The organism is Flavobacterium sp. MR2016-29, assembly GCF_015350695.1.
In the GTDB taxonomy this organism is placed as follows: Bacteria; Bacteroidota; Bacteroidia; order Flavobacteriales; family Flavobacteriaceae; genus Flavobacterium.
The window spans coordinates 53,170-66,620 of the sequence record NZ_JADKPU010000011.1; the positions used below are offsets into that span (position 1 = coordinate 53,170).

The window sequence follows — 13,451 nt, forward strand, 5'->3', positions numbered from 1 at the left end:
CAAAATTACCATTAAATTTTTATGAAAAAACTTTCATTATTATTGCTTTTTCCAGCTATGCTTATGGCTCAGGAAAAAACACCAACTCCAGTTGTTCCAAAACAACAAGGTAAATACGACACAAACAAATTTAGCCAAATGTATGATTTGCTGGCAACTCCAAACATGTTTCGTACTGCTTCTGGAGCACCAGGTCCTGCATATTACCAACAACAGGCCGATTATAAAATTGATATTGAACTAGATGATAAAAATTCAAAATTAACAGGTTCTGAGGTAATTACATATTCAAATAATTCTCCAGACAGTTTAGAATATTTATGGATTCAGTTAGATCAAAATCAAGCGAGACCAAATACGCAGACTTCTTTAGCAGAAAGCGAAAAAATTAATCAGGTATTGCCTCTTGATGGTTTTTCTAGTAAATATTTGAAAAAAGATTTAGAGCGCGGTTTTAACATCGAACAAGTTAAAGATGCGAAGGGAAATCCAATGTCATATACGATTAATGAAACGATGATGCGTATTAATTTGACTTCTCCTTTAAAACCGGGTGAAAAAATTTCTTTAGCAATAAAATGGTGGTATAACATCAATAATTATAGAAAAGAAGGCGGCCGTTCAGGTTATGAATTGTTTGAAAAAGACGGAAATAAATTATATGTAATAGCACAGTTCTACCCAAGAATGGCAGTTTACAACGATGTTGAAGGATGGCAAAATATGCAGTTCTGGGGAAGTGGAGAGTTTGCTCTTCCTTTTGGAAACTTCGATGTAAACATTACAGTTCCTGCAGATCACGTAATTGATGCGACAGGCGAACTAACAAACAGAAGCGAAGTTTTTACAGCAGAACAAGTAAAACGTTACGAACAAGCTCAAAAATCATTTGACAAGCCTGTTGTAATTGTAACTCAAGCTGAAGCTGAAGCAGCAGAAAAAGGATTTTCTGAAAAGAAAAAAACATGGAAATTCAGTGCTAAAAATGTACGTGATTTCGGTATTGCTTCTTCAAGAAAATTCATTTATGATGCAATGGCAGTAAAATTGGGCGGTAAAATTGTTATGGCTGAATCAGTTTATCCAAAGGAAGCAAATCCGCTTTGGGGAGAAACTTCAACAATGGTTGTGGCACATACTTTAAAAAGTTATTCATCTCATACATTTGATTATCCTTATCCAAAAGCGGTATCAGTTTCTGCAGAAGATCAAGGTATGGAATATCCAATGATTTGCTGGAATTTTGGTCGTCCTGATGAAAATGGAGTGACAAGCAAAGAAGTTAAAAACGGAATGATTGGTGTTGTTATTCACGAAGTTGGACACACTTTTTTCCCGATGATTGTAAACTCTGATGAGCGTCAATGGACTTGGATGGACGAAGGTTTAAATTCGTTTTTAGAATATTTGGCTGAACAAGAATTAGATCCAACTTTCCCTTCAAGACGCGGACCTGCAAAAAATATTGTTCCGTACATGAGTGGAGATCAAAAGTTTTTAGAGCCAATTATGTCGAACTCTGAAACAATTGCTCAATTTGGAAATAACGCATACGGGAAACCAGCTACAGGTCTTAATATGTTAAGAGAAGTTGTAATGGGCAAAGAATTGTTTGATTACGCTTTTAGAACCTACGCAAACAGATGGAAGTTTAAACATCCAACTCCAGAAGATTTCTTTAGAACTATGGAAGATGCTTCTGCTGTAGATTTAGATTGGTTTTTCAGAGGATGGTTTTATTCAACTGATTTTGTAGATATCGGAATCAAAAATGTAAAACAATATTATGTTTCCGAAACGCCAACTGCAGATCTTAAAGACGTAAAAGTTAGAAAGGGACGTTTTGGTTTTGATAAAGGACCGTTTGTTTATTTAGTTGCTGGTGATAATGCAGGAGTTAATGCATCAAGCAAAAAAGCCCTAAAAGTGGATGATGTAAAGCCTTTGGCAGATTATGTAAATCAAACCTTTACAGCAGAAGAAAAAGCCAGCTTAAAATCGCCTAAATATTTCTACGAAGTTGAGTTTAATAAACCAGGAGGTATGATTATGCCAATTTTAGTTGAAATCACTTATGAAGACGGATCAAAAGATAATTACCAGTATCCAGCTCAAATCTGGAGAAAAAATAATGATACGGCTAAAAAAGTTTATGCCACTTCAAAAGCAATCAAAAGCATACAAATAGATCCAAAATTAATGACTGCTGATATTGATGTAACCAACAATGCTTGGCCAAAAGTAGAAGAGAAGTCAAAATTTGACTAAAATGCAATTAAAATAGAATTAAAGAAGACTCCAAAAAGAGTCTTCTTTTTTTTAAGTAAATTTTAAAACTCTAAGCTGCAAAATTTAATATCTTTGTGGCACACTAAAATAAAAGATATGTTTGGTATAGGAGGAGGAGAACTAGTTTTCATACTGTTTATAGTACTAATGCTTTTTGGCTCAGATAAAGTGCCTGAAATTGCTCGTACAATGGGTAAAGCGATGGCGCAGTTAAAAAATGCAACCAACGATATTAAAAGCGAAATTCAAAAAGGAGCAGAGGCTAACGGTCTCGATGCAAAAGCGCTGACTGATATTACGGGTAATATAAATGCTCAAATTAACGATGCAAAATCGAACTTATTAGGCGATACGACTAATTTGTCGAGTAATTTATTAGGAGAGACTGCAACGGAAATTGATAAAGTAAAAGAAGACATAGACTCAATCTCAGGACCTGTTAAACGCCAAATGTAATATGCTTGAAAAAATAAAAGAATTAGATATTAATTTACTGGTATATCTGAACGGTTTAGGCTCTGAAACATTTGATAAATTTTGGCTCATTATAACCAATCAGTTATATTGGACGCCATTTTTTTTATTTCTCTTTTTTCTTATTTATAAAAAAGTAGGAGGTAAGCAAACCTTGTATATATTGCTTTTTATAGCAATTCTAATAGCTTTTACAGATCAGACATGCAACCTGTTTAAACATACTTTCGAACGTTTGCGCCCATGCAATAATCCTGATTTAAAATCGATTATTCGAATTGTTCAAGTGCGAACTTCATACAGTTTTTTCTCTGGACACGCAGCAAATACAATGGCTGTTGCAACCTTTTTATATTTGATTCTAAAACGTTATTTCAAGTATTTAGGATTCTTATTTTTATGGCCGTTAATATTCGCTTATAGCCGAATTTACTTGGGATTGCATTATCCAGGAGACATTCTTGCAGGTTTTTTCTTCGGAGCTGTTTTTGGATTTTTACTTTCTTTGGTTTATAAGAAATTAAAACCACAGTATTTTCCGGGATAGTTTTAAAAGATTCTAATTTTCTAAGATGTTGCGTTTTTAAGTTTTTTAAAAGACTTTAGAACCTTAGTTCCTATGTATCTTAAGAACTTTAAAAAATTAAACAATCCTGCTCACCGTCAATCCATCACGAATTGGCAATAAAACAGTCTCCACTCGAGGATCATTTTTCAAAAGCAAATTATATTCTAAAAGTACTTTTGTGCTGACATCATTCGGGTGAACTGGCTCCAGAATTTTACCGCTCCATAAAACATTATCAGACAAGATAATACCGCCTTTATTCATTTTCGGAACAATCATTTCCCAATAATTCAGGTAATTTTCCTTATCGGCATCAATAAAAACCAAATCAAACTTCACGTCTAAAGTTGGAATAATATCAACGGCTTCTCCTAAATGCTGAAAAATTTGGTTTCCCCAAGGCGAGGCATCAAAATACTTTCTTTGAAAGTCTACAAGTTCTTCTTTTATATCAATCGTATGCAATTGTCCATTTTCCTGCATTCCTTCGCACAAACAAAGCGCAGCATAACCAGTGTACGTTCCGATTTCAAGGATATTTACTGGGCGAATCAATTTAGACAACATGCTTAAAACGCGCCCTTGAAAATGACCGCTCAACATTCTTGGTAAAAGAATTTTTTGGTAAGTTTCTTTATTAAGTTTTGCTAATAATTCTGGTTCGTTTTCAGAATGTTGTTCGATATAATCTTCTAAGTCTTGTGATATAAAATGCATGTTGTAGTCTTCTAATTTGAAAGCAAAAATACAAAAAATATCCGCTAACTTTTTTGCATAAAAAAACCATTCGTAATGAATGGTTTCAGTTTTGAATTCAAAAGAAATTATTCTTTCAAAGCTTTATTTACTTCTTTAGCAGTTTTTACAGTTCCGTCTTTGGCTGCTTTGGCTGCATTTTCTACTTTTTGTGCTCCTTTTTTAGTAGCATCTTTTACATCCTGAGCAGCTTTAGTTGTAGCGTCTTTTACATCTTGGGCAGCATTTTCAGAAGCTTCTTTAGCTTTAGCAGCAGCATTTTCTGCTTTAATCACTGCACTGTCTTTTGCTTGTTCAATATCTGTTGTTAAAGTGTCAACTTTGTTTCCAAGAGTTAAATTCTCTTCTTCCGGTTTTGGTTCTTTCTTCTCGCAAGATTGAACAGCAAATGCTAATAAAGCAACAACAGCTAAGCTTAAAATTTGTTTTTTCATAATAATCAATTTTTTTTAAAGGTTATAAAATTTAAAGGTTATAAAGCTGAAAAATAAAGATACACATTTTAAAATGATTGCGCGCTTTGTAAGATTATTTTCCTTTTGACAGCAAGACAATTCTCGTGCCAATTTTTTAGATTTTAAAAGTTTACTGCTAAAGTTTTTTCAGAAGTAAAAGGTTTCCATAAATACTTAGTAACTTTGCGGCATGCAAATCGAGAAAAAAGACATAAGAGCCTTATCAAAAGATCAGTTACGAGATTTTTTTGTCGCAAATAATGACAAAGCTTTTCGTGGAAATCAAGTCTATGAATGGTTGTGGAGCAAAGGAGCGCACAGTTTTGAGGATATGACGAATGTTGCCAAAACAACACGTTCTATGCTTGAAGAAAATTTTGTTATCAATCATATTAAGGTTGATACGATGCAGCGAAGCAGTGACGGAACAGTAAAAAATGCCGTTCGTCTTCATGATGGTTTGGTTGTAGAATCTGTTTTGATTCCGACCGACACTCGAACAACTGCTTGTGTTTCAAGCCAAGTAGGCTGTAGTTTAGATTGTAATTTTTGCGCTACTTCACGCTTAAAAAGAATGCGAAATCTAGAGCCAGGCGAAATTTATGACCAGATTTTGGCAATAGATAAAGAAAGCCGTTTATATCATAATCATCCGCTTTCGAATATTGTTTTTATGGGAATGGGCGAACCTTTAATGAATTACAATAATGTCATCAAAGCGATAGATATGGTAACGTCATCTGAAGGCTTAGGAATGTCGCCAAAACGTATTATGGTATCGACTTCTGGAATCCCAAAAATGATCAAAAAAATGGCTGATGATGAGGTGAAATTCAAATTAGCTGTTTCACTGCATTCAGCAATCGACGATATCAGAGCTCGAATTATGCCTTTCAGCAAGAATTTTCCCTTAGCAGATTTACGTGAGGCATTAGAATATTGGTATAAAAAAACCAAAAGTAAAATTTCTTATGAATATGTAGTTTGGAAAGGAATTAATGACGATAAAGCTTCGATTGATGCATTAGTGAAATTTTGTAAATATGTGCCTTGCAAAGTCAATTTAATCGAATACAACCCAATTGATGATGGAGAGTTTCAGCAAGCTTCAGAAGAATCAATAATGGCTTACATTAAAGCGCTGGAAAATATTGGAATAGTGGTGAAAGTACGCCGAAGCCGAGGAAAAGATATTGATGCAGCCTGTGGTCAATTAGCCAATAAAGAAGCAGAAATGTAATATAATATTTCGTAGAAATATGTTATCATGAGAAAAAAAATATTCAAAATGAGGATAATGTTCCATCGCAAAATTGATAGCATTATGATAAACAAAAAAGCATTAAAAACGAGAGCCTTCTTGTTTTTAATGCTTTTTTTTTGGGCAAAAAGGATGATTCTATTTTTTCAAATCGATTTCTTCCGTTACTCCATCTTTTGTAATCTTAGCAAGCGTATCACAATCTCCGTTGCCATAATCAATAACTGCTGTTGCTCCATTTTTAGTAATTGAAACAACTCCTTTAACAGCAAATGACTTTTTGCAGGAAGCTTTAAATTCTAAAGGTGTTGTGATTTCAGCTGAAAAAGTATCTCCATTCGGGAAAGTTGTTGTACCGCTTCCTGTTACCACAAAAATATTGTCTTCCCAGTTAAACCACGTGTCATAACCAGCAGTCATTTCTTTAACTAAAGAACCTTTTCTGCTGTATACTTTTCCATCATCAAAAGTAATAGTCAAATCAATAGCTGCAGTCAAAACGGGATGCGCTGTCGCTAATAAATCTGTTGTTTTTACAGTTCGCACTATGCTTTTGCTTCCTTGAAGTTTTTTGCCATTGTGATAAAATCCGTCAAAGGTATAGCTAATAGTCTGGGTCGAAGCTGAAAAATCATTAGAGAAAGAAATCACCATTTTTCCTTTTACTGAATTTCCGTTTTCTAATGTACATCCTTCAACGCCAAAATCGACTGTTCTTGTCCAGGTATTATTCGTTAAAACTGTTGTAATAGTAGCACAGCTCGGAAGAAAGTTTTTTACAGGTCCGCTTGGTTTTGCAGCTATGTTTTGCTGTGCGTTAAATTGATCTTCGGCAATGTTTGTTACATCATCTATCGAGGCATCTATAGTAGAATTTGTAATAATTTCATCGTTTGAAATTTTTGCTGATGAACCGTCATTTGTTTTTTCATCAGAATTACAGCTGATAAAAAAAGATAAAGCGACTAATGTTCCAATAAATAAAAATTTTGTTTTCATAATAAATTAAGTTTTACGTGATTTTAATTAATGAATTCAAATTAGGCTTTAACTAGATTGTGTTTTCGGTGTGGTTTTTTAGATTAGTGTATAAAATATTCATATACTAACATAAAATACACAACGTATTTTTATTTAAAATAGTATATTTGAAATCGAAATGAATATTACTTCTCAAATAAAACAGCCCATCTTTAACGAGATGGAACTTTTTGAAACAAAGTTCCATGAATCGATGACTTCAAAGGTTGCATTGCTGAACCGTATAACCTATTACATCGTAAATCGTAAAGGAAAACAAATGCGTCCGATGTTTGTTTTTCTGACTGCAAAAATGGTTTCTGGCGGTATTGTAAACGAGAGAACCTATCGTGGCGCTTCAGTTATTGAATTAATTCATACTGCAACTTTAGTACACGATGATGTAGTAGATGACAGTAATCGCCGTCGTGGCTTTTTCTCCATAAATGCACTTTGGAAAAATAAGATTGCCGTTTTAGTTGGTGATTATTTGCTTTCAAAAGGATTATTGCTTTCTATTGATAATGGCGATTTCGATTTATTAAGAATTATTTCAGTTGCCGTTCGTGAAATGAGCGAAGGAGAATTACTTCAAATAGAAAAAGCCCGCAGACTTGATATTACAGAAGATGTTTATTACGAAATTATCCGAAAGAAAACAGCAACACTTATTGCCGCTTGTTGTGCGCTCGGTGCAAAATCTGTAATTGAAGATGATGTTCAGGTAGAAAACATGCGAAAGTTTGGTGAGTTGATCGGAATGGCTTTTCAAATCAAAGACGATTTATTTGATTACAGCGAAGAAGCCATCGGAAAACCAACGGGAATAGATATTAAAGAGCAAAAAATGACTTTGCCTTTAATTCACGTTTTAAATACTTGTACCCCGCAGGAAAAAAAGTGGCTGATAAACTCCATCAAAAACCACAACAAAGACAAAAAACGTGTCAAAGAAGTGATTGCCTTTGTAAAAAACAACAATGGTTTGGCTTACGCCGAAAACAAAATGGTGCAATTCCAGCAGGAAGCACTTTCTCTGCTTCAAAACTTCGAAGATTCTGAGTATAAAGAGGCGCTGACTTTGATGGTAAACTACGTCATCGAAAGAAAAAAATAATTAGAAAATTTATTAATTAGATAATTGATTTACTTTGTTGTGAATCAATTGTTTGTTTCTGTGCGAATGGAATTTTGGATTTTTTTTATTGAAAATTTTCCTATCTCATGCAACCATTTCAAATCGACAATCGTCTATGCTAATAGAAGTCTGTTTCTAAAACCAAAAACCAAAAGCGTATAAATGAAAATTATTCATTTACATCAAGAAGAAACCAAAATCATAAAGTTGGCTGTCGAAAATAATCGTCAGGCACAACAGCAGATTTACAGTAAGTTTTCTTCAAAAATGTTGAGTGTATGTCGACAATATATAAAAGACATTCAATTGGCAGAAGATGTAATGATTACGGCATTTATGAAAGTGTTTACGAATTTAAAAAACTTCGAACACAAAGGAAGTTTTGAAGGCTGGATCCGCCGAATTATGGTTAACGAATGCATTTCTTATTTAAGAGTTCAGAAAAAAGTAAAATTTGCCGAAGATGAGTTTTTTGTTGAAGAAAGCTTTAATGAAATCGATAGCCAGTTTACAGTTGAACAAATTCAATTTTTGATAGACGCTTTGCCAGATGGCTATAAAATGGTTTTCAATTTATACGCTATTGAAGGCTACAAACACAATGAAATTGCCAAGATGTTAGGAATTAATGAAGGAACATCAAAATCGCAATTATCGCACGCTAGAAAAATGCTGCAAACACAAATTACTATTTTAAAAAAACAAGATAATGGAACCGAATAATTTTGAAAAGGATTTCCGTGAAAAACTAAACGAGCGCAAAATTGAACCAAGCAACAAAGCCTGGGACAGATTAGATGCTATGTTGAGTGTTGCTGAAGAAAAAAAACAACCTAAAACGAAAAACAGAAAATGGTTGTATATCGCAGCCAGTTTTATAGGGTTTTTGTTGGTTGGAACTTTCTTTTTGAATCAAAATAAAAATGCAGTTGAAATTCCAAAAACTGTAGTTGTTGAAAAAGAAGTTGAAAAAGAATCAGTTGCAAAAACTACTCTAAAAAATGTTGATTCAATAAAAACGGAAAATGTAATTGCTGAAAGAAATTTAGAAGACACTTTAACGAAACAACAAAAAATAAATAATCAAATTTCAAATAAAACCAGTAAAAATGAATCAAAACAAATAGCGGAGTCTTCAATCATCATCAAAAACAATCAAGAAAAACAATCAATCAATAATCAAACTTCAGTCGCAGAAAATCCTAAAAAAGAAACTGTTGATCAGTTGTTAGAATCTGCAGAAAAAACAGTTGTGGCTGAAAGTTCGGAAAAGCCAAAATCAAAAATTAAAATCAATGCCAACGATCTTCTTAATCAAGTCGACGGCGAATTAGAACTTTCGTTCAGAGAAAAAGTAATTACAAAAGTCAATAAAAATTACCAAACGGTAAAAGTGGCCTTGTCAAACAGAAATAAACAAGAATAAGTTATTAAACATCAATTACAATATCAATTGCGATCCAATATAATCTTATATAATAAAAGCAGATAATTTACAATTCACAATTTATAATTCATAATCAAAAATCATCAATCAAAAATCAATCAATCATGAAAAATTTTACCATTTACCTCGTAATTCTAGTATTCTTATTTGTCAGTAAAGTGCTTGGACAAGAGAGTTTTGAATCTAAAGCAAGAAAAATTGCCAATAAAATAGAGAAAATTACAAAAGAAGAAAAAGCAACTCTAAAAGAAGAAGTTGAAGCTGTAAATGTTCAATTATCTGAAGGAAAAATAACTCAGGAACAAGCAGATAAACGCAAAAAAGAATTGGCAGAAGCAAGAGCCGTAATCATCGAAGAAAAAGTGACTTTGGCTCAAAATGAACTTAATGATTTAGTGCAGCAAAAAGTCGACGGAAAAATCAAAGAACAAGATTCAATAAATAAACATACACTGGTTATTCACTGGAATGACAGAGATTGGGAAAAGCGCCATAAAGATTCTATTCGCGGCGAAAGAAGAACTACATCGCAATTTGTTTTTGCAATGGGTTTAAATAATACAATGGTCGATGGCAAACTTCAGGATTCGAATTATAGTTTTATGGGTTCACATTTTTACGAATGGGGTTTTACCTATAACTCTAGATTAATGAAAAACGATAATTTATTGCATGCAAAATACGGACTTTCATTGATGTATAATAATATCCGCCCGACAGATAACAGAAGTTTTGCTGTAGATGGCGATCAGACTAATTTACAGGCAAATGCTATAAATCTTGAGGAATCTCGTTTTAGAAACGTTTACTTAGTAGCACCGGTTCATTTAGAATTTGATTTTTCTAAACCTAAAGAAAGCAACGGAAAAACCTATTTTAGAACGCATAAAAGTTTCCGTTTTGGAGTTGGAAGTTATGCAGGAATCAATGTAAAATCAAAACAAATTTTGAAATTTGATGACAATGATTATAAAAGCACACAAAAAACAAAAGGCGACTTTAATACCAATAACTTCATTTATGGATTAAGTTCTTATATCGGATATAAAGAATTGAGTTTGTATTTAAAGTACGATTTGAACCCTTTATTTCAAGATAATTTAATCAAAGAAAATAATATATCATTAGGATTACGCTTAGATTTGAATTAAGTATATTAAGTTTAGTTAGTGAAAAAAGTGCTTCGAAAGAGGCACTTTTTTTATTTGAAATCGACAAATTTCAAGATGGATTTGTGTACTTTTACAGGCTTTCAACTTAAAAAAATATTTACGTTTTGATTTCACAAAGTACAATTGATTCTGTTTTTGAAACTGCTCGAGTAGAGGAGGTTATTGGTGATTTTGTCAACTTAAAACGTGCCGGAAGTAACTTTAAAGGCTTGAGTCCGTTCTCAGATGAGCGTTCTCCGTCGTTCATGGTGTCGCCTGCCAAAGGAATTTGGAAAGACTTTAGTACAGGAAAAGGAGGGAATTCGGTTAAATTTCTGATGGAACATTCACAATTTACCTATCCGGAAGCTATTCGATATTTGGCTAGAAAATACAATATTGAAATTGAAGAAACAGAACAGACGGATGCTGAAAAAGCCATGACGGATGTTCGCGAAAGCATGTACTTGGTTTCGGAGTTTGCAAAAGATTATTTTCATAAAACACTTTTAAATTCAGAAGAAGGAAAGGCAATTGGACTTTCCTATTTTAAAGAAAGAGGTTTTACAAACGAAACCATCAAAAAGTTTAGTTTAGGATATTCTCCGGAAACTTGGGATGCTTTGACTAAAGAAGCTTTGGGCAAAGGATACAAACTTGAATTTCTAGAAAGTACCGGTTTGACAATTGCCAGAGAAGATCGTCCTTTTGACCGTTTTAAAGGACGTGTAATGTTTCCTATAGAAAGTATGTCCGGACGTGTTTTAGGTTTTGGAGGGCGTATTTTAACGAATGATAAAAAAGCGGCGAAATACTTAAACTCGCCAGAAAGTGATATTTACCATAAAAGTAAAGTGCTTTATGGAATTTTTCAGGCAAAACAAGCAATTGCCAAACAAAACAATTGCTATTTGGTTGAAGGTTATACCGATGTAATTCAGTTTAATCAGGCGGGAATTGAAAATGTCGTGGCTTCTTCAGGAACTGCTTTAACGCCAGATCAGATTCGATTAATTAATCGTCTGACCAGAAACATTACCGTACTTTTTGATGGCGACGCTGCAGGACTACGTGCTTCTATACGCGGAATCGATTTGATTCTGGAAGAAGGAATGAATGTGAGAGTTTGCAGTTTTCCTGACGGGGAAGATCCGGACAGTTTTGCCAGAAAAAATTCGCACGACGATTTAGTAGCCTATTTAGAAGAAAATAGTAAAGATTTTATACAGTTCAAAGCTTCAATTTTAATGAATGAAGCTAAAAACGATCCTATAAAAAAGGCCGACCTGATCAGAGATATGGTAACGAGTATTTCTAAAATACCAGATCGTATTCAACGAGAAGTGTATATTCAGGAATGTGCCAGAATTATGGATATTTCGGAGCAGGTTTTGGTAAGTACATTGGCGCAATTGATTCAAAAAGATATTGCCGAAGCTAACAAAAAGCAAAAACAGGAACAAAAACCTTTTGAGGTTGTCAGAAACCAAAATTCAAAAAATGCTGGTTTTTCAGGAGGAGATCCAGAAGATCCAAGAATGGGACCTCCTGATGATTATCCAGGAGAACTGGGATATCCAGGACAGCAAACTGAAAAAGTAGATATTTTATATCGTTTAGAACGAAAAGTAATTGAGATTTTATTGCTTTACGGAGATAAAACAGAAGAATTTGAAGATGTTCTTTTGAAAAGCAATGAAGAAGGCGAAATCGAAATGATTACGGAAAAGAAAGAATACAAAGTTTTTCAGCGAATTTATTTGAGTTTGCAGGAAGATGAGGTAGAGCTTTCTAATAATTTATTCCGAGATATTTTTACCGACTTAACTTCGTTTTATCTTCAAAATGAAAAATTCAGTTTAGAGCAGTATTTAATGCGTCTACAGCCAGATTTTGCTCAAGAGGTAACGGATATTTTGATGGAAGATGAAAAAGTAACACTTCACAATTGGGAAGGGCAGAATATTTTTGCAAAAGACAAACAGGCGAGTATCGCACAATATGTTACGGAAACCATTATGTCTATGCGCTGGTTTTTGGTTGATCGAATTATCGAAGAATTAAAAAGCTCCATACAACCTGATAATTCAGATAATACGGAGCTTTTGTCTATGGTAGTCGACTACTCAAAACTAGTTAATTCGTTCTCAAAAAAACTCGGAAGAGTAATGTCAAGATACCATTAAATAATTTCTAAAGTCTTTGCCTTATTTACTAAGTCAACTAAATTAGTAACATTCAATTTAGTCAATAATCTTAATTTGTAAGTACTGATCGTTTTTTCGTTCAGGTTTAAGATTTTAGAGATTTCATTGTTTTTCTTACCATCGCTTAAATAGCGTAAAACTTCGATCTCGCGATTTGAAAGTTTTCTGTACAAACGTTCGCTTTTGCTTTGTTTAGCAATTAGAGCCATGTTTTTACGAACAGTTTCGTTGATGATAATTTTTCCTTCATGTACTTTAATAATAGAAAGACCTAATGTTTCAAGTTTTTCTGTTTTGTGCACATACCCAGAAACTCCTGCTTTAATTGCATTTGGAGCATACATTTGTTCAGCGAGGTCACTAAAAATTACAATTTTTGTTTTTGGGAAGTTCTTCAGGATCGATTTAACTTCGAAGATGCTCGAAAGACCTTCTAACTCTAGATCTAGAATTAGGATGTCGATCTCCTTCGTCTGAAGAATATCTCTAACCATTGAAAAATTGCCTACGTTGGCAACAATTGAAATTTGATCGTGGTCTTTGAAATAAGACTTAACGCCAAAGTGAGTCACAGGATGATTGTCTGCAAGACATACTTTAATCATAATTTTTACCTTTTTAGAATTATTATCATGTTTTTGGAACGGTAAAATTAATAAATAAATTCTGTAATTAATAGCTGACA

General features: G+C 33.4%; 13 protein-coding genes. 9 read left to right on the forward strand and 4 right to left on the reverse strand.

Annotated features, from left to right (window positions below; translation table 11 throughout):
* Window positions 1-21: 21 nt before the first annotated feature.
* The 3 genes from IR010_RS18785 (at window position 22) to IR010_RS18795 (ending at window position 3,310) form a co-directional block, all read left to right on the forward strand.
* On the forward strand, window positions 22-2,268 hold the full coding sequence (locus IR010_RS18785) for a M1 family metallopeptidase (protein ID WP_194605918.1): 2,247 nt from the start codon (window positions 22-24) through the stop codon (window positions 2,266-2,268).
* A 117-nt stretch (window positions 2,269-2,385) separates the two neighbouring features.
* Window positions 2,386-2,745, forward strand: a complete 360-nt coding sequence (locus IR010_RS18790; RefSeq protein WP_194570500.1) for a twin-arginine translocase TatA/TatE family subunit — start codon at window positions 2,386-2,388, stop codon at window positions 2,743-2,745.
* Window position 2,746: 1 nt separating this feature from the next.
* Complete coding sequence (locus IR010_RS18795; RefSeq protein WP_194570499.1) at window positions 2,747-3,310, forward strand: phosphatase PAP2 family protein; 564 nt, start codon at window positions 2,747-2,749, stop codon at window positions 3,308-3,310.
* 96 nt (window positions 3,311-3,406) lie between these two features.
* Here the strand turns inward: IR010_RS18795 and IR010_RS18800 are convergent, their stop codons facing one another.
* Window positions 3,407-4,048: an O-methyltransferase gene (locus IR010_RS18800; protein WP_194605920.1), complete on the reverse strand. Its 642-nt coding sequence runs from the start codon at window positions 4,046-4,048 to the stop codon at window positions 3,407-3,409.
* Between the two features lie 107 nt (window positions 4,049-4,155).
* Window positions 4,156-4,521, reverse strand: coding sequence for a hypothetical protein (locus tag IR010_RS18805; RefSeq protein ID WP_029273271.1), 366 nt, complete (start codon window positions 4,519-4,521; stop codon window positions 4,156-4,158).
* A gap of 211 nt (window positions 4,522-4,732) precedes the next feature.
* On the opposite strand from IR010_RS18805, the gene rlmN reads away from it, so the two are divergent.
* A complete protein-coding gene (gene rlmN, locus IR010_RS18810) occupies window positions 4,733-5,782 on the forward strand; it encodes a 23S rRNA (adenine(2503)-C(2))-methyltransferase RlmN (protein WP_029273272.1) in 1,050 nt (349 codons plus the stop codon).
* A 159-nt stretch (window positions 5,783-5,941) separates the two neighbouring features.
* On the opposite strand, the gene IR010_RS18815 is transcribed toward rlmN, so the two are convergent.
* Entirely contained in the window at window positions 5,942-6,802 is an 861-nt protein-coding gene (locus tag IR010_RS18815) for a hypothetical protein (protein WP_194605922.1), read from the reverse strand.
* 160 nt (window positions 6,803-6,962) lie between these two features.
* Here IR010_RS18815 and IR010_RS18820 point away from each other — a divergent pair, with 160 nt between their 5' ends.
* The 5 genes from IR010_RS18820 to dnaG all read left to right on the forward strand — a co-directional run bounded on the left by IR010_RS18820 (window position 6,963) and on the right by dnaG (window position 12,745).
* Window positions 6,963-7,940, forward strand: coding sequence for a polyprenyl synthetase family protein (locus tag IR010_RS18820; protein ID WP_194570496.1), 978 nt, complete (start codon window positions 6,963-6,965; stop codon window positions 7,938-7,940).
* A gap of 183 nt (window positions 7,941-8,123) precedes the next feature.
* A complete protein-coding gene (locus IR010_RS18825; protein WP_029273277.1) occupies window positions 8,124-8,684 on the forward strand; it encodes an RNA polymerase sigma factor in 561 nt (186 codons plus the stop codon).
* On the forward strand, window positions 8,671-9,387 hold the full coding sequence (locus IR010_RS18830; RefSeq protein WP_194605924.1) for a hypothetical protein: 717 nt from the start codon (window positions 8,671-8,673) through the stop codon (window positions 9,385-9,387). The genes IR010_RS18825 and IR010_RS18830 overlap by 14 nt, the downstream gene beginning before the upstream one ends.
* Window positions 9,388-9,512: 125 nt before the next feature.
* On the forward strand, window positions 9,513-10,559 hold the full coding sequence (locus IR010_RS18835; protein WP_194605926.1) for a hypothetical protein: 1,047 nt from the start codon (window positions 9,513-9,515) through the stop codon (window positions 10,557-10,559).
* Between the two features lie 125 nt (window positions 10,560-10,684).
* Window positions 10,685-12,745, forward strand: a complete 2,061-nt coding sequence (dnaG, locus tag IR010_RS18840) for a DNA primase (protein WP_194570493.1) — start codon at window positions 10,685-10,687, stop codon at window positions 12,743-12,745.
* Here the strand turns inward: dnaG and IR010_RS18845 are convergent.
* Window positions 12,742-13,371 carry a response regulator transcription factor gene (locus tag IR010_RS18845; protein ID WP_026730588.1) on the reverse strand — a complete coding sequence of 210 codons (630 nt, stop codon included), beginning with the start codon at window positions 13,369-13,371 and terminating at the stop codon, window positions 12,742-12,744. The two genes, dnaG and IR010_RS18845, sit on opposite strands and share 4 nt — an antisense overlap.
* Window positions 13,372-13,451: the final 80 nt, after the last annotated feature.